Consider the following 15,694-nt stretch of genomic DNA (forward strand, 5'->3'; position numbering starts at 1 on the left):
ATAACCATTGACGATGAATGAGATGACGAATTCCACAACCCCCACAACTTCCACAACGACCTTACCCGCCATTGCCTGCACACTCAAAGGGGCTTATCTGATCGAGGCTTCGGCTGGTACAGGTAAGACCTGGACGCTGACAGGCATCATTTTGCGTTTGCTTGTCGAAGAAAAATACGCCCCAGAACGCATCGTTGCTACGACCTTCACGCGTGCCGCCGCCGCTGAAATGCAAGAACGCATCCAAGAGCGTTTGGTGGTCTTTTATCGTTATTTGAATTGGATTAAGTCAAAACAATCGTTGCATGATTCATGGTTTGATGCCAGTATGGATATCCAAGAGCGTCTGGACGATATTGTGTCGCAGGCGAGCATGGCGAATGTTGAGGGTTTTGAAGATCCCATCAATGTGCATTTGATTGGATATTTGTTAAATCAAGATGTGAAAGACTTTGATGAGGCAATACGCCGAGTGGGGTTGTTGCTTGCCACACTGGATAAGCTGTTCGTTGGTACTTTGGACAGCCTGGCTCAAAAATGGCTCAAAGAATTCTCAGCCGAGATAGGGCATCGATCCAAAATGGACATTCTTTATGACAGTGCTGATATGACGACCGCCATCATACATGACGCACTACGCCATACCCATGCCCATGTCATGACACAAGAACCACGGCTATATGAGTTGATTCGACATTCTAATATTTTTAGCGATGTGAAAAAAGCGTATGAATCGGTCAATTTGACGATGCAGTTTTTCGGTGTGCCGATTGATGAGATTGACCAAATTGATGATGAATTTCTCAAAGTCTTACAGGGTAAGGTGGATGAATTTTTACAAACAGAGTTGTCCAGCATTCAAGCATTTGCCGACAAAGACTACCGTACCTCGGTAGGTGTGAATGGCAGAAATGCCTTGATGAATGGCTGGCATCATCTGTTTGAAATTGTTGAGTTGTTGCGACAGTTTGGTATTAATGCCATCAACCACTTACAAGAATCTCACATCAAGTGGTTGGATGCGATTGATGATGCCATAGAAAAAGACAAATTTTTCAATAAAAAGCATGATGAATGTGCCAAGCAGACTTTAATGACTTTCATTGAAAAACATGTGTCAGATCTTGAGGGTATTTATCAGCAAATCAAAGAGTTGCCCAGTCAGTATCGGCGTTATTTGTACCGAAAAATCGCCTTGGAAGTACAGCAAAAGATCCCAGCTTGGTTGGAAAATCAGCGTAAGACCACTTTTACCATTCAGATGAATAGGCTTAATGAAGCATTAAAATCCAACCCAAATTTGGCAAGGCATATTCGCCACCATTATCCTGTGGCACTCATTGATGAATCCCAAGATGTCAATGGTGCTCAGGTTGAGCTCATTCATCAGGTGTATTTGTCAAAGATGATTCGGCAGGCAAAAACTAAGAAGGTGGATGATCAGGCTTCATCTCGTGGTTTTTTGTTGCTTGTGGGCGACCCTAAACAGGCGATTTATCGCTTTCGAGGTGGTGATGTCGCCAACTACAACTACATGAAAAGTATGGGAGTGAGCCATGAGAATGATCAACCCATCATCAACCAAGACTTGACGCTCACTGTCAATCGTCGTTCTAATGGTGCGTTGATTGAATCACTCAACTCATGGTTTTCTGGAGGTGAGAATAACTGCCATGCCGACTTGGGCGACGGCATTTATTATCAAAAAATCACCGCTCATAATCAGACACAAAGAGTGTCTTGGCAGTCGTCAAAGCAGCAGTTGCCTAGCTATTTGGGTCATTTGCCATTTGCTGTTTTGCAAGCAAGTAATGACAGTGAACATGACATGTTGGAAATGCTTACTTGGCACATTAACAGCTTATTGCAAGGCAAACACACCATACAAACATCCAATGGACAGCGTGCCATACAGCCTAATGACATCGCCGTATTAAGCGGACGGCATGTGGACCTATCCAACATCAAAGCATGTTTAGACGCACTTCACATACCGTCCATCGCAGCTCGTGAAGTCAATGTGTTCCAGACGAAAGCAGGTCTGGACATTCATACCTTGCTTTTGGCGTGCATGGAAATGGGAAATGTTGAAAAATTAGGCAGATTACTGACCTCATCACTATTTGGTCAAAGTATTGATGAGGCCATGGCAATATTAGGTGGCGATGATGACGGTAATGATGCCATCGAACACAAAAATAATCGGGCTGTTCAAGACAAGCAAAAACAGGAGCTGTTGATTTATCTGAATAAAATTTTTGACAAATGGCGACTATTTGGCATTACCGATGCGTTGAATTTTGCTTTATCTACATATCCATTTTCCCATCAAGCCGAATCACTTTGGCTGGCGATTGCACCACTTGGCGAGCGATATTTGGCAGATGTTTGGCAAATATTGCAATTGGTTGGTGAGCAGGCACATTTGCCGCAGTTGGCTTTTTTTGAGTGGTATGAAGCGAGCATGATGGCAGGTTTGGAAGTGCCTGATGATTATAAAAGACAAGCTTTGCCAAGTGAGTCTGGTGTCAATCTTATGACGATTCATCAGTCAAAAGGTCTGGAGTTTCCCATCGTTTATGTACTGGGGTTGGATAAGGCCGTATCAGCAAATAACACGGTATTTTATCCATACAGCAATGAACAATTCCAAAGACGCATTTCGCCAACGCCGCATCAGTCAAAGAAAGAGAATCATTATAAAGAACTTGATCAAAAAGAAAGTTTGGATGAAAAAAAACGCTTGGCGTATGTGGCACTCACTCGTGCTTCTGAACAGGTGTATGTGGTTACGCAGGAGTTAAGACAAAAAAAACAACTGGATTTGCGACCATTATTTTTATGGTGTGAGACAACCGACATCACTTTGACGATGCCATCTAGAATGCAAAATCAGATGGACTGGCTTAATCTGGACGCACAGGACTACATTAAGATGCCTTATGAGTCAGATTGTGATGAGTTGAGTTTGATTGATTATCATGCTTGGAATGATGTCATACCAAATGCAGATTTTTTTGGGGAATGTCAAACAAGCTTTACTTCACTGGTTGATCGGCTTGAAAGATCAAGGTCAAGGCTGGTCGGTCATTCTGATTATGGTGAGGTAGTGTTGGTGGGCATGACTGATGAGACCGTGGTTGATGACATTCGTCATACTTTCATGCGCGGCTTGACAGCAGGGGATTTTTTGCATCAAGTACTACAAAAAGTGCCAGTGCAAGGCGAACCAAGTCAAATTTTGCAAAACATCAGTCGGACGGTGGATGAAGTCGCACGCCTGATGGGATTGACCGAATACATGAGTCAAAAAGCCCAAAAGTTACCCAATCATGAGATGACTGATGATAAGAATACGCCGCATCGCCAGCTGGTGCTGTGGATTGATGAGATCATTCATGCACCATTTGCAGCATCTGGTATGTCCTTATGTTCACTGAATGTCAAAAACAGCGTTCGTGAGCTTGGTTTTTTGCTCGGCATCAAGCAAGGGTTTGGTATTGATGAGTTGAATGCGGTATTTGCTAAGTATTGCGATAAGCCCATGTCGCTTTTTGATGACAAAAATCGGTGTTGCTATCGTCATCTAAAGGGTGAGATTGACTTGATGTATGAGCATGATGGTAGGTTTTATATTCTTGATTACAAATCAAATTTTCTAGGAAGTTTGCTACAAGACTACCATCCATCTGCCATGAATGATGCGATGGATGCGGCAGGCTATTGGTTGCAAGCTGCCATCTATCAGGTAGCACTACACCGTTTATTAAAAATGCGTATCAGTGATTATGTGGGTAATGAGCATAAGTATTTGGGTTCGGTTGAATATTTGTTCTTGCGGGGTATTACCAATGATCATTCATTGGGGCGACTGGTGTGGGAGGTGCCAATCGAACTTGTGAGACATTTGGATAACTTATTGAGTTGAGTGTGACTATGATTAATACATCCATCATCGATCGTTATGTCAGCATGCGTATTGACGAAAATGAACATTGGTATGGTGCCAAAAACATGCTGACAAACACTGCTCGTCTAAACAAACAAGAAGTCAGTCTATTTCACGCATTAAGCTTTGCTGGTATGTTGTCATTGTCAGAAGGGCATACTGTTACAATGGTGCCAAAAGACAAAAAAAATGTCTGGGAGTGTCTTTTATCCCCCATTCAAACATATTTGGAGTCATCTTTTGCAGATCATGCTGATCTGGTTGATTTTAAGGAAGTGCTTGCCAGCATTGAGGAGTATGCTGATGATGCAGCGGGGCTGTCTGAACTGATTGATTGCCATGTGCGTGATTTTTTGAATGTTCTCAATCACACTGGTAACACGGCTCATCAAAGGCGGCTTTATGAGGTGTTTTTGATCATGTTGCGAGCGTATTACTTGATTCAAGTCGTCTTAAAAGATGATGTTGATCGATTGGTTAATGCTTTGCAGGCGAGTCGTTTTTTCGCTCATCATGATCAAATTGCAATCGGTACGCCAATCATTTATAAAAATACTGATGAGGTGCTCTGCCTATGGTCCAATCGTGCTTATCATGCAGAAAAGATGACGATTGGGCATATTGAACGCATTTGTGGAGGGGAGGTTGGATATTTTGATGCAACCAATTTGCCACAAGAGCTTAATGAGGCACAAAAACAAGCGATACAAATGGTCAGTAGGCAGCCATTTGCCATCATCACAGGTGGCCCTGGCACAGGAAAGACCTTTACAGTAGCACAGATTGTGGTGGCGTTAGTCACACAAAATCCAGACATTGAGTTGGCATTGGCAGCCCCAACAGGAAAGGCGGCACAGCGTATGAGCGAATCATTAACCAATTCATTAAAAAACAGTGCCGTCAACATCAACTTGCCAGAGCCAAAAACCATTCATCGACTTCTAGGCATTGGTGAAAATGCCTTGCCACGATATCATGAAGGCAATCCGTTATCGCATGATGTCATCATTGTAGATGAAGCATCAATGTTGGGCATGGAGCTGTCTTGTCATCTGCTATCGGCAGTGAAGACTGGTGCAAGACTGATTTTACTGGGTGATGCGCATCAACTGGCAGCGGTGGAAGCAGGGGCGGTATTGTCAGATTTATGTCGTGTGCCCTCTTTGTACTCGCATCGCGTTCATCTTGTGGAGTCAAGGCGTTTTGATGCTCATTCTGCGGTCGGTAAGCTGGCAACGCTCATCAATGAAGCTTGTGATGATGGCAATAAATCACTACAAGTGCTGGCACTGGTGCATGAGCATGAGGCATTGACTTTTAATGACATCGCCAAAAATGTTGACTATTACCATCAGTTGTGCGAGGGTTATGAACGCTATTTCCAAGCCACCAAAAAGTTATTATTCGGCTTTGATGAATTGTCTGATGATGCACGGCAGTTCAAGATCAAAGAGTTGATGGAGGTTTTGAATCAATACCGCATTTTAACCGCTTCCCATGTCGGCACGGCAGGCGATGCAAGCATTAATAACTTCATTGCCAAACGGCATAAGCGATACTTAAAAAACACCATGGCAACATCAGCGTGGTATCACGGGAGGGTGGTGATGGTGCAGGTCAATCGCTATGATTTGGGACTGTTTAATGGCGATGTCGGCGTGTGCGTGCAGCAACAAGGGGAGTTGGCGGTGTATTTTGATGGCAATGTCCTAAAAAAAGTGTCAGTTGCCATGCTTGGTGGCGATACGGTAGCAACTGCTTACGCCATCACAGTGCATAAGTCGCAAGGATCGGAGTTTGAAAGGGTGTCGGTGGTATTTGATGATATGCATGCTCGGTTGCTTTGTAAGGAGTTGATTTATACCGCTGTTACTCGTGCTAAAAAGCAAGTAAGCATTCATGCAACTTTGCATGCTTTACAACTGGCGGTTACCACGCCAACCATCAGAAGTACAGGGCTTGGTGTTTTATAACCGTATCGGAGCGTTGCTACTGTGGCTGCTGCAAAAATTTTTTGACCACCTCAAACTGCTTTGTAGTCGTTTCTTCTTGGTACATTGCTTCACGAAAAGCATTTGAGTTTGGCAATCCGCCTGTATACCATGCGATGTGCTTTCGTGCGATTCGACAGCCTGAATATTCGCCATAAAAACGGTAGAGTTCTTCAAGATGTGATAGTACGATTTGCCGAAGTTCATCGATGTTTGGGGGTGCTAATAATTCGCCGGTGCTTAAATAATGAATGATGTCCCTAAAAATCCAAGGTTTGCCTTGTGCAGCACGCCCAATCATCACCGCATCCGCCCCTGTTTTTTCGTACACTGCTTTGGCTTTTTCTGGGCTGTCTATGTCGCCATTGACGATGATGGGAATGTCAACCTCTTGCTTGACTTGGGCGATAAGTTCATAGCGAGCATGACCTGTATAAAAATCTTCACGCGTGCGTCCGTGAATGGCGATGGCGGCAATGCCAGCATCTTGAGCGATTTGGGCGATTTTTAGAATATTTTCTTGACCATTGGCAAAGCCTAGGCGTGTCTTTAAAGTTACTGGTACATCAACAGCATCGACAGCAGTCTGTAACAATTGTTTTACCAAAGATTCGTCTTGTAGTAGTGCTGAACCTGCTAATTTTTTACACACTTTTTTGGCAGGGCAACCCATATTGATATCCACCATTTGTGCACCGTTGGCCACTTGAAAACGAGCTGCTTCAGCCAGTTTGTCAGGCTCAGCCCCAGCAATTTGAGCTGAAATTGGTGCGATTTCTCCATGAAAATTTGCCCGGTATAATGATTTTTTGCGTGCATACAACGCTGTGTCGGCGATGATCATCTCACTGACCGCATGACCTGCTCCAAAAGATTTACACAGCCTGCGAAAAGGATTGTCGGTAACGCCTGCCATAGGGGCGACAATTAGGCGATTTTTTATTTCCAAACCGCCTATTTTTAAAGGTGTGAGGAGGGCATGGGTGTTTTTTTGAGCTGTTGGCTCGGTGGTGCTTGGAGGTTTTGGCATGTTGCGGTAATTGTTAAATTGTTAATTAAGTGGTTGCCGTAAATTTGTGTGTGATGAGGGCAAATCAGTCGTGTGATGATGGTTGGTAACTAACGGACTTCTTGCCAAATTTTCGATTTTAACAAAGCAGTGGGTTTTAGTAAAGGATATTTATAAAAAGAAATGTTCAATAAGCCTTAAAATCACAAGGGAAAAATCAAGCCAAAAATGATTTGCCGTTTGAGATGGAATGGCATGTGGTGTACTAAAAAATGCTGTTGCTGTCATATCTAAAAGTAACGAAAAAAATACTAATTAGTAGGGGTTGATGATGATTGTGATGAGTAAGTATTTTTTGAGGGTAAAAGTTTTGTAAACCAAGTCTTAAAATGATTTCGTCTAAGTCTGATTAAAAAATTTAGGCAGACCCCCCCCTTCAAAAAGCTCTGCCCAAAATACTGGTATTTTTTTGGGCGAACGGATTGATAAATTTACAAAATAGTTGCTTTATAATTTCCAAACCATTTTTTATTTCAAAAACCCCGCTTTACGAAGTGGGGCTTTTTATTACCCCAAGAAAACCCATGAACGCAAGCACCCTAATCTACACCGTCCTATCGCCTTTGGTGGCAGGACAAGTCTATCCGCATCTGATCCCAGAGACGGCAGACGACACGCCACCTTATATCATCTACCAAATCATCTCAACACTGCCCATCACCACGCTAGACGGCATCACCCATCATGAGCGAGTGCGTGTGCAGATTGATGTTTATCATGATGATTATGATGGGCTTTTGGCGTTGTATGGTCAGGTTTTGGATAAATTTGACCAATTACCGATGAGTGAACATGACGGCACTCATTTTAGTGTCGATGAGGGCTTGTATCGTGCCAGCATCGATGTATTTTTTAACCACCAAACCAAACCAAATCAGCCAAACGAGGAGTAATATATGGCTAAAAATGTCGCCAATCTACTTGACAGCTTTTATACGCTGTCTGTATCAACCACCGAAGATGATTTCAAAAAAGTCGAGCATCTGCAAAAATGTGCCGTCCCCACCGAAGAAAAGGTGATGGATGAAGTTACCGCCACCGATGATAAGCGTACCGTCAAAGCGGTGGTGGATTTTAAAGAGGAGTCGGAGATTGAGTTTGAATTTGTCCACGAACCCAACGACGAAGGACAAAAAATCATCAACACCGCTTTTGAGTCAGGGGCAGAGCTTAATTTTAAGCTTGAGTTTGTTAAAGCCACCAGCGAGGGACGAAAGTTTAAAGGCATCATCTCCAAGCTTACCCTAGACAACGAAGACACTAAGAAAAAACTGCGTAAAACAGGCACCATCTCCATCACAGGCGATGTCGGCAAAATCGGCTAACTCAAACAGTGCATTCATACAACAAGGAAAACCCAATGAAAAAATCTACTTTACTTAATCAAATCAAATCCCTAAGCAAGCCAACGCAGGTCAGCATTGATGGCATTGATGAGCCGTTGTTCATTCGTCGCATCAGCGTCGCCGAGCAAAGCAAGCTTGCCAAATTGGCAGACGACCAAACAGCGGCTGCTGTGGCATTGGTGCTGTATGGCGTGTGCGATGAAAAAGGTGAGCGTCTGTTTGAGGATGCTGATGCCAAAGACATTGAAGCATTGGACTCAAAGACTGTCGGACACATCGTTGAGGCGGTCAGTCGAGTCAACTTTGGCACGGTGGAGATGGCAGAAAAAAACTCATAGCCGACGCTCATCGTCGGTTTTTGTTTAAATTGGCATTGGCACTGGGGCGGACGGTAGGCGAGCTAGAACACAGCTTATCTTATGAAGAGCTTATCTGCTGGCAAGCCTACGACCGCCTAGACCCCTTTGGTGGGTATCGCCAAGACATTCAAACCGCTCATCTTTTGTATGCCAAATTGGGCAATGATGACAACACCATCACAGACTTTCTGCCCATTGATCCAAATCCCATGACTGATGAGATGCGTGAATGGTATGAGCTAGAAAAGCAAAAGGCAGAGCTACAACGCCAGATGGAGCGAACGCTAGCAATGTTTAACCGCTTAGGTTGAAAAAGGATAAGTTTTTGGGTATGATACAGTTGTATCGTATCCAAAAATTTAAGGGTTGTTTATGAAAAATCGTTTTCTTGCTGGCTTGACCCTACTTTTAGCCACTTTAACGCCTAGCTTTGCCAAAACCAATGTCCATAAGAGTGATTTTGATGGTTCAGTTACTATTATAACAGAGCCTTCTTGGGTTGAATGTCCACAATCAAAAATGATGTGTCCCTTAATTGGTTATGCGTGGAGCGATGGCGAACTTGGCGAACAGTACGCAACTTTAATCATTGAAATTAATGATAGTTGGCTAAAATCATACCAAAGGATCAATAGATTAAAGTTGAATATTGATGGCGAAGTTACAGAGCTAAATAAACTTACACCCAACCAACCGACCAATTATTCACATAACCAAATTTCTACAATATCTAAGGATTATTTTGTTATTCCATTGGATAAACTACATTCCTTTGAAACTGCAACCAGTATAAAAATGCAAGTTGCCACCGATAAAGGGTTGTATGATATGATTTATAAGGGTGGCAAAAAACAAACCAGAGCAAACAAAATGCTGTCTGAGTTTATGTCTACTCTTGAACAGAATAAGCAAAAATAACTGTTAGTTGGTTGCAAAATAAAGCCCCCAAATCAACAGAATTGGGGGCTTTGGCGTTCTTGACGCTCTGTTGGGTATTGTAACATAAATTCTGGTAAAAACAAAGAAACTTGAGAATATCAAATTAAATCGTACTACACCCCTTATGTATCAATGCTTGTGCGAATTTCTCATCAATTGTACACCGTAAGGCGTGGTAACTTAACACCCAAGTATCATTAAAAGGATTTTTTTGCACCTTGATGTCTTTATACTGAGACTGCATAAGACCAATGACAATATCATGCAGATGAACTGTCATGGCTGGCTCTGTCATGTCATTATAACCATATATCTCATTTTCGACAATGGTATTAAATGTTGTTTCAAGCCGTGCCACAATGTCAGCCGTCATGGTGCGATTATGTTTTTCTGCTGATTGATTAAGTTTATCTTTAAGTTCGTGCGGTAGGCGAATTTTGAAATCCACATTTAAATGCTGACCCATATCAATAACCTTGCTTATGTTAAGGTGTGGTCATATGTCCACACCTTAAAATTTTTTAAAAAAATACTTGACTTAACCCTAGTGGGGTTGTATCATATATCCCCAGTAGGGTTATTATAATATAGCCTGAATTTTAAAGCAATAAAAATCCCTTGCCGTCTTTGGTCGGAAAGCAAGGGATTTAGAAATATCAACCGTAACAAAGGAAATATTCCTATGTCTAATGTATCACAAAAGGTCGCTACTGTCAATTTTAAGGGAGACACTCTTATCACCCTAGAAAAAGATGGCGAGCATTATGTCGCTGTCCGCCCCATTGTAGAAAATATGGGGTTAGATTGGAAACGCCAATCCGAAAAGCTCAACCGAACCCCAAATTTGGGTGTGTTCATATGAACACACCTACGAATGGCGGCACTCAAAAAATGCTTTGTATCCCTGTTCGCAAAATCAACGGCTGGCTATTTAGCATTAACCCACAAAAAGTGCGTGCGGACATTCGCCATATCGTCGAGCAGTACCAAGAAGAGTGCTTTGAAGTTTTGTATAATTACTGGAATAACGGTGTGGCGGTCAATCATCGTTTATCATCATACGACACCCTACCCCTTAGAAACGCCGTGAGCATGGCGACAGGGGTGTTACGCTTAGACTATGCCACCATTTATAAAATGGTGCATCAACGCTTTGGCATTGACGAAATCAAAGAATTATCCAAAGAGCAGGTGGAACAAGCGGTGGAGTATGTGCATGGTTTGATGATTAAGGCACAAAACCCCATGAGCGAGAGCCTATCCATCAATGCCCAGAACTTGGCATGGCACACACAGTTCATCTATTCTTGGTATAAAGCCATTGAAGAGCCGTTTAGAATGCTAAGCCCTAAATTATCAGGCGAGATACACGACCACATCATTCATGCTGCGATATTTGCTAACCACATCGGCAAACATCTGGGCTACAACGGCATGAACCTTGAACTCTTGAAAAACACACACTGGTCGGTTGGCCGTTATTATTAATTAACTAAGCTTTTCATTATAAAACCCTGCAGGCGTGGCTTGTGGGGCATGGCTTGAAAAGGCGTAGGGATTGGGGTATGATGAGATGAGCGTTTGTGATGTGGAGTTCCCATGCGGTTACAATTCGTTGCCTCTGATGATTTTGATAAAAAAAGCCCTTTGTATTATATGCTGGGTGGCTTTTCCTTGAAGTGCCTGCACACTGGCAAGAATATTGTACTGCGTCAAGAATGCCTTGCCCAAGTCAATGAAATCATCACTCAAAATGGCGATTACCGACCTTCTTTTGTAGATGGTGCGTTGCTTGGTGGTGCGTTGGCTGTTGCTACCGACAGTGTGGTCGCTGGCATGGCAGGGGCTGTGATGGGTTCGCTGTTGGGTGTCAAAAAAATGCACTTATTACAGCTTGTGTTTGATGATGGGCGAAGTTTGTTTGTCAAAGCCAGTACCAAGAACAGCGAAAAACTCAAAAGCCACGCCAAAAGCACCAGCTATTTGTCGTTGAGCGAATGACGCTTAACAACCAACACAAGGCACTCGTCATGAGTGCTTTTTTTATTGGGGGCAATCCATGTCATTGGGTATTGAGATTCATGTGGCGGCAAACACCGCACAATTCACCAAAAACATCAGCAAAGTCGGCAAGCAATCAAAGCAAGCCGCCCAGCAGATGCAGTCTTCCATCACTCATGCCACAAGCCAAGCGTCTAAAGGCATGAATAACTTAACACAGCACGCCCAAAAAGCAAAAGAAGAAGTGGGGGTAATGATAGCGATGTTTAATCGCAAAAGCTCTTGAATATTAGACCAGCTTAAGGCATCATTTAGGTATTATGGTAAATTATTTGTTCGGAGTCTGGGGTGTTGGTGTTATTGGCATTTTTTATAGCACTCATGATTGCATTATGCTTAGCCACTCCTTTTGTCGGCATTGCTTTGTTGATATTAGGGGTGATTTTGTACCACTTTACCATCGGTCATGTTATTGAATTATGGAAAATTTACAAAGAACACCAAAAAACTTAATCTGATGTCCGCTTTTATCATAAACCGCTCTTTTGAGCGGTTTTTTATTGGAAAAGATCAATGTCTGTCATCTCAAAACTACAAATCGTCCTAGAGGCCAACACGACCGCCTTTGACCATGGGCTTGCTAAAGTCAATGATACACTTACCAAGTTTTCAAAGTCGGCTGGTAAGATGCACAAAAAATGGACAAATTTGCCCGTGTGCATCGTGATGCCCTGCAAGGTTTGTAAAGTTCAGGGCAATCGGCGAGGTTGGATTGGGTGTGATGGCGTACGGTATTAAAGGAGTGGTGGACGAAGCTGTTAAGTTTAAACAATCCATGGCGTAAGTCAAAAAGATCGTGGACTTTGATACACCGCAAGCATTCAAGCAAATACAAGATGACATTATTGGCGTGTCTCAACGATTGCCCATGGCGGCTGACCAAATAGCTCAAATCATGGCAGCAGCAGGACGAGCAGGGATAGCCCAAGCGGATTTGGCACGCTTATGGAGATCACACGGCTCATTAGTGAGACCATTCCTGAACACGAACAGTCGGCAGTCTCTACCATGCTGGTCGGTCGTGAAGCACTGCCCATCTTTGCTCAGCTTATCCAAAACCAAGAAGTCGCCATACAGAAGCTAACAGACATGGGCGATGCGTCCAAATACGCAGGCTCAATGCTTAAAGAATTTGAGGGTATGTCAGGGATAAGCCAAGCTCAAATGGAAATATTTGGCAATAACATCACAGCGGTTAAGATTGCATTAGGTAGTGCCTTCTTGCCTACCATTAACAGTGTCATGCAGGCTTTAACGCCCATGCTACAGGCCTTTACCGAGTAAACTAGTGCCAATCCACAGATGTATGTCAAAACAGCCAAAGAAGCTTGCCATGCCATCGCTTGCCAAATTCCTGCCTTTCGTGAATTCATGATGAACAGTGAAAAACTTGGGCTTAGGTTTGCCGCCTTTAACGGTAAAAAACAAAACCAAAAAACCAACATCAACGAAAACCAACTTGATGATGCGACTACCGCCAATCACATTCACATCGTCCCTAAGGTGATGGGGTCAGGAGGAAAAGCTATGGGCTGGATTCAGGTGATTGCAGGAGTGGTGATGATTGGAGCTGGGGTCATCACAGGCATGAACCCTGCCTTAATCGGTGCAGGGGTCGGCTTATTATTAGGCGGTGTCTCAACCTTACTTATGCCCACGCCCAAAGTTGACCCTGCTAATGAAGATGGTAACCGCACCACATGATGGACTTTTTTTGACTAAGTCAAGGCTGATAAAACAGCGGTTGAGTAGAAGGGAGTGATCAGCAACAATCCAGTCGCCGACAAAGCCACTGATGAAACGCTGATTGAAACTAACCGAACTTAAGTGGCTATGTTGCTCACTATATGGCTATTCGTATCAAAAAAATAACCAGTTGGATAGAGTGCGTCATTCTATTTTAAGTAATGAAAAACCCTTGAATATTCAAGGGTTTAAAATCATGGTGCCCGGGGCCGGACTCGAACCGGCACGCTATTGCTAGCGAGGGATTTTAAATCCCTTGTGTCTACCAATTTCACCACCCGGGCGAATGCTCAATGACAAGCATATATGGAGGCTGGAGTCGGAATCGAACCGGCGTACACGGAGTTGCAGTCCGCTGCATAACCACTCTGCCATCCAGCCTTTTAATAGGTCGCTATTATAGTGAGTTTTTTAAAAAAAGCAAGAGATTTTTTGTTAAAAATACAATTTTTTTTCTAAATGATGGATTTTTAACAAAAAACGCCGTTAAATTGCCATGATTTGTTTGAAATGATCAAAAATCTGATGGATATCGTGATTAAATTAAAAATAAAAATTCAACTTTGTGGGTGTTTTGAAGTATAATGGCAAAATTTTATGTGTGCCAAATGTCATGAGAGATGGCTTGTTGCTCATCGCTTTATTGGCTGGGGATGTCAAGGTTGTGATCATGACATTCATCAATGCTAATCATACCAATTGGTAATCAGATGAGTGGTTTTGGCATTGGGATTTTGATTACAATCTTGTGGTCATTGGAGACTTAGGTCAAAAACCGCATCGAATGTGAATAAAAAAGGTGTTTATGAAACGAAATTTTCGTGCAGTGACTATCGCAATATTGTTTGCTGGTATGGCACTGATGACGGCTTGTGGTAAATCTGACAAAGCTAAAGACAGTGCTGCCGCTCAGCACAAGATGCCACCAATCGTCGTTGATGTCCAAACGGTTAATTTGGGTGTGATTCCCATCATAAAAACATTTTCAGGGCGTGTGAATGCTGTTGAAACTTCTGAAGTGCGTCCGCAAGTGACAGGGATTATTGATGAAGTGCTGTTTAATGAGGGAGGGTTTGTGCGAGCGGGGCAGCCGTTATATCGCATCAACACTGACAACTATGTCAGTGCCATCAATGCTGGTAGGGCGGCAGTTGCGAATGCTGAAGCGGCCGCTCAAAATGCTCGTGCTACTCACATGCAAGCTCAAGCGGCATTAGTGGCTCAACAAGCGATTTTGGCACAGGCTCGGGCGGATTTGTCTAGATTGCAAGGACTGGTTGAGATGGATGCGATATCCAAGCAGGTCTACGATCAAGCAGTAACGGCGGTACGCACCGCAGAAGCAAATGTTGAGGCAGCAAAAGCGACCATCGCTCAAGCCAGAGCTGGTATTGGCAGTGCTGATGCTGCTGTTGAGAGTGCTAAAGCCAGTCTTAGTGCCAGTGAGCTTGATTATGGCCGCACCATTGTCAAAGCACCAATCAGTGGGAGAATTGGCATATCAGCGGTAACCAATGGTGCGTTAGTTGCTGCCAATCAATCAAATGCTTTGGCGACCATTACTCGCACTGATTATGTGTATGTGGACATTAGTCAGTCATCATCTGAATTGTTACGACTACGACAACAACTTTCTGAAGGTCGAGCAGCTGAGGGCAGTTCTGAGGTGCAAATAGTCTTAGAAGATGGGCAGACTTATCCCATCATTGGTCGTCTTATTTTGTCTGATGCTAGGGTTGATGAAGCGACTGGAGCTGTTAAGATTCGTGCCGTATTTCCAAATCCAGATGGCATCTTAATTCCAGGTATGTATGTTAATGCCAGATTGGCACAGTCGGTGGTTGGCGATGCAACTTTATTGCCGCAAAGTGCCATCATACGCACCCCAAAAGGTGAGACGCAAGTTTATGTGGTGAATGCTCAAAAAGCCATTGAAGCTCGTACGGTAACGACAGCTGGTACTTTTAATGGTCAGTGGGTCATCACAGATGGTCTGCAAGAGGGTGAGACTGTGGTGGTGGTTGGCGGCATGAAAGTCAGACCTGATCAACAGGTGGAGACTCGCCCATACATGCCAGAGGATCAGAGCGTCAATCAATCGAGCGTGCAAGATATGGACGCACATTCCGTTCAGCAGGGGCAGTATTCTGTCATGGCACCGCCACATCAGAGTAATGACACTAACCAGTCGGCATCACCAGCTACTCAGATGCCCAATGCACAGCAGGAGTAGG

The 15,694-nt window shown here is 43.5% G+C and carries 15 protein-coding genes, 2 tRNA genes and 2 pseudogenes; 15 read left to right on the top strand and 4 right to left on the bottom strand.

The window, feature by feature from the left end; genetic code table 11:
• The first annotated feature begins 22 nt into the window (after window positions 1-22).
• Together M2R47_RS03740 and recD are read left to right on the top strand one after the other, a co-directional pair.
• Window positions 23-3,928 (top strand): UvrD-helicase domain-containing protein, encoded by a 3,906-nt coding sequence (locus M2R47_RS03740; RefSeq protein WP_249099175.1) that lies wholly within the window; start codon window positions 23-25, stop codon window positions 3,926-3,928.
• 8 nt (window positions 3,929-3,936) lie between these two features.
• Window positions 3,937-5,922 (top strand): exodeoxyribonuclease V subunit alpha, encoded by a 1,986-nt coding sequence (gene recD, locus M2R47_RS03745; protein WP_249099178.1) that lies wholly within the window; start codon window positions 3,937-3,939, stop codon window positions 5,920-5,922.
• 16 nt (window positions 5,923-5,938) lie between these two features.
• Here recD and dusB read toward each other — a convergent pair whose 3' ends face one another.
• Complete coding sequence (dusB, locus tag M2R47_RS03750; RefSeq protein WP_249099181.1) at window positions 5,939-6,970, bottom strand: tRNA dihydrouridine synthase DusB; 1,032 nt, start codon at window positions 6,968-6,970, stop codon at window positions 5,939-5,941.
• Window positions 6,971-7,533: 563 nt separating this feature from the next.
• Here dusB and M2R47_RS03755 point away from each other — a divergent pair.
• The 5 genes from M2R47_RS03755 to M2R47_RS03775 all read left to right on the top strand — a co-directional run bounded on the left by M2R47_RS03755 (window position 7,534) and on the right by M2R47_RS03775 (window position 9,632).
• Complete coding sequence (locus M2R47_RS03755; RefSeq protein ID WP_249099184.1) at window positions 7,534-7,902, top strand: gp17 family tail completion protein; 369 nt, start codon at window positions 7,534-7,536, stop codon at window positions 7,900-7,902.
• Window positions 7,903-7,905: 3 nt separating this feature from the next.
• Window positions 7,906-8,334 carry a hypothetical protein gene (locus M2R47_RS03760; protein ID WP_046698393.1) on the top strand — a complete coding sequence of 143 codons (429 nt, stop codon included), beginning with the start codon at window positions 7,906-7,908 and terminating at the stop codon, window positions 8,332-8,334.
• 35 nt (window positions 8,335-8,369) lie between these two features.
• Window positions 8,370-8,693 carry a phage tail assembly chaperone family protein, TAC gene (locus tag M2R47_RS03765; protein WP_046698394.1) on the top strand — a complete coding sequence of 108 codons (324 nt, stop codon included), beginning with the start codon at window positions 8,370-8,372 and terminating at the stop codon, window positions 8,691-8,693.
• Window positions 8,694-8,713: 20 nt separating this feature from the next.
• Window positions 8,714-9,025, top strand: a complete 312-nt coding sequence (locus M2R47_RS03770; RefSeq protein ID WP_249099187.1) for a phage tail assembly protein T — start codon at window positions 8,714-8,716, stop codon at window positions 9,023-9,025.
• A 61-nt stretch (window positions 9,026-9,086) separates the two neighbouring features.
• Window positions 9,087-9,632, top strand: a complete 546-nt coding sequence (locus M2R47_RS03775; protein WP_249099190.1) for a hypothetical protein — start codon at window positions 9,087-9,089, stop codon at window positions 9,630-9,632.
• Window positions 9,633-9,756: 124 nt separating this feature from the next.
• On the opposite strand, the gene M2R47_RS03780 is transcribed toward M2R47_RS03775, so the two are convergent.
• Window positions 9,757-10,119 carry an Arc family DNA-binding protein gene (locus M2R47_RS03780; protein ID WP_249099194.1) on the bottom strand — a complete coding sequence of 121 codons (363 nt, stop codon included), beginning with the start codon at window positions 10,117-10,119 and terminating at the stop codon, window positions 9,757-9,759.
• A 216-nt stretch (window positions 10,120-10,335) separates the two neighbouring features.
• On the opposite strand from M2R47_RS03780, the pseudogene M2R47_RS03785 reads away from it, so the two are divergent.
• From M2R47_RS03785 to M2R47_RS03810, 7 genes and pseudogenes are all read left to right on the top strand, one after another.
• Window positions 10,336-11,141 (top strand): annotated as a pseudogene (locus tag M2R47_RS03785) (phage antirepressor N-terminal domain-containing protein).
• A 111-nt stretch (window positions 11,142-11,252) separates the two neighbouring features.
• A complete protein-coding gene (locus tag M2R47_RS03790; RefSeq protein WP_249099196.1) occupies window positions 11,253-11,654 on the top strand; it encodes a hypothetical protein in 402 nt (133 codons plus the stop codon).
• Between the two features lie 58 nt (window positions 11,655-11,712).
• Window positions 11,713-11,940 (top strand): hypothetical protein, encoded by a 228-nt coding sequence (locus M2R47_RS03795; protein ID WP_249099199.1) that lies wholly within the window; start codon window positions 11,713-11,715, stop codon window positions 11,938-11,940.
• A 287-nt stretch (window positions 11,941-12,227) separates the two neighbouring features.
• Window positions 12,228-12,452 carry a hypothetical protein gene (locus tag M2R47_RS03800; protein WP_249099201.1) on the top strand — a complete coding sequence of 75 codons (225 nt, stop codon included), beginning with the start codon at window positions 12,228-12,230 and terminating at the stop codon, window positions 12,450-12,452.
• A 58-nt stretch (window positions 12,453-12,510) separates the two neighbouring features.
• Window positions 12,511-12,593, top strand: a pseudogene (locus tag M2R47_RS09570) (hypothetical protein); the annotation flags it as partial.
• Window positions 12,594-12,659: 66 nt separating this feature from the next.
• Complete coding sequence (locus tag M2R47_RS03805) at window positions 12,660-12,998, top strand: phage tail tape measure protein (RefSeq protein WP_249099204.1); 339 nt, start codon at window positions 12,660-12,662, stop codon at window positions 12,996-12,998.
• A gap of 18 nt (window positions 12,999-13,016) precedes the next feature.
• Complete coding sequence (locus M2R47_RS03810; RefSeq protein ID WP_249099206.1) at window positions 13,017-13,418, top strand: hypothetical protein; 402 nt, start codon at window positions 13,017-13,019, stop codon at window positions 13,416-13,418.
• A 239-nt stretch (window positions 13,419-13,657) separates the two neighbouring features.
• Here M2R47_RS03810 and M2R47_RS03815 read toward each other — a convergent pair.
• Both M2R47_RS03815 and M2R47_RS03820 read right to left on the bottom strand, forming a co-directional pair.
• Window positions 13,658-13,744, bottom strand: a tRNA-Leu gene (locus M2R47_RS03815).
• A 23-nt stretch (window positions 13,745-13,767) separates the two neighbouring features.
• A tRNA-Cys gene (locus tag M2R47_RS03820) sits at window positions 13,768-13,841 on the bottom strand.
• 424 nt (window positions 13,842-14,265) lie between these two features.
• On the opposite strand from M2R47_RS03820, the gene M2R47_RS03825 reads away from it, so the two are divergent.
• On the top strand, window positions 14,266-15,693 hold the full coding sequence (locus tag M2R47_RS03825; protein ID WP_249099208.1) for an efflux RND transporter periplasmic adaptor subunit: 1,428 nt from the start codon (window positions 14,266-14,268) through the stop codon (window positions 15,691-15,693).
• Window position 15,694 lies beyond the last annotated feature (1 nt).

The sequence above is a fragment of the Moraxella oculi genome (genome assembly GCF_023336735.1).
Classification (GTDB): Bacteria; Pseudomonadota; Gammaproteobacteria; order Pseudomonadales; family Moraxellaceae; genus Moraxella; species Moraxella oculi.

What these genes read in the sequence shown, in the direction of transcription:
- M2R47_RS03740 (WP_249099175.1), top strand. Translation starts at nt 23, where the DNA reads ATGACGAATTCCACAACCCCCACAACTTCCACAACGACCTTACCCGCC.
- recD (WP_249099178.1), top strand. Translation starts at nt 3,937, where the DNA reads ATGATTAATACATCCATCATCGATCGTTATGTCAGCATGCGTATTGAC.
- dusB (WP_249099181.1), bottom strand. Translation starts at nt 6,970, where the DNA reads ATGCCAAAACCTCCAAGCACCACCGAGCCAACAGCTCAAAAAAACACC.
- M2R47_RS03755 (WP_249099184.1), top strand. Translation starts at nt 7,534, where the DNA reads ATGAACGCAAGCACCCTAATCTACACCGTCCTATCGCCTTTGGTGGCA.
- M2R47_RS03760 (WP_046698393.1), top strand. Translation starts at nt 7,906, where the DNA reads ATGGCTAAAAATGTCGCCAATCTACTTGACAGCTTTTATACGCTGTCT.
- M2R47_RS03765 (WP_046698394.1), top strand. Translation starts at nt 8,370, where the DNA reads ATGAAAAAATCTACTTTACTTAATCAAATCAAATCCCTAAGCAAGCCA.
- M2R47_RS03775 (WP_249099190.1), top strand. Translation starts at nt 9,087, where the DNA reads ATGAAAAATCGTTTTCTTGCTGGCTTGACCCTACTTTTAGCCACTTTA.
- M2R47_RS03780 (WP_249099194.1), bottom strand. Translation starts at nt 10,119, where the DNA reads ATGGGTCAGCATTTAAATGTGGATTTCAAAATTCGCCTACCGCACGAA.
- M2R47_RS03790 (WP_249099196.1), top strand. Translation starts at nt 11,253, where the DNA reads ATGCGGTTACAATTCGTTGCCTCTGATGATTTTGATAAAAAAAGCCCT.
- M2R47_RS03795 (WP_249099199.1), top strand. Translation starts at nt 11,713, where the DNA reads ATGTCATTGGGTATTGAGATTCATGTGGCGGCAAACACCGCACAATTC.
- M2R47_RS03800 (WP_249099201.1), top strand. Translation starts at nt 12,228, where the DNA reads ATGTCTGTCATCTCAAAACTACAAATCGTCCTAGAGGCCAACACGACC.
- M2R47_RS03805 (WP_249099204.1), top strand. Translation starts at nt 12,660, where the DNA reads ATGGAGATCACACGGCTCATTAGTGAGACCATTCCTGAACACGAACAG.
- M2R47_RS03810 (WP_249099206.1), top strand. Translation starts at nt 13,017, where the DNA reads ATGTATGTCAAAACAGCCAAAGAAGCTTGCCATGCCATCGCTTGCCAA.
- M2R47_RS03825 (WP_249099208.1), top strand. Translation starts at nt 14,266, where the DNA reads ATGAAACGAAATTTTCGTGCAGTGACTATCGCAATATTGTTTGCTGGT.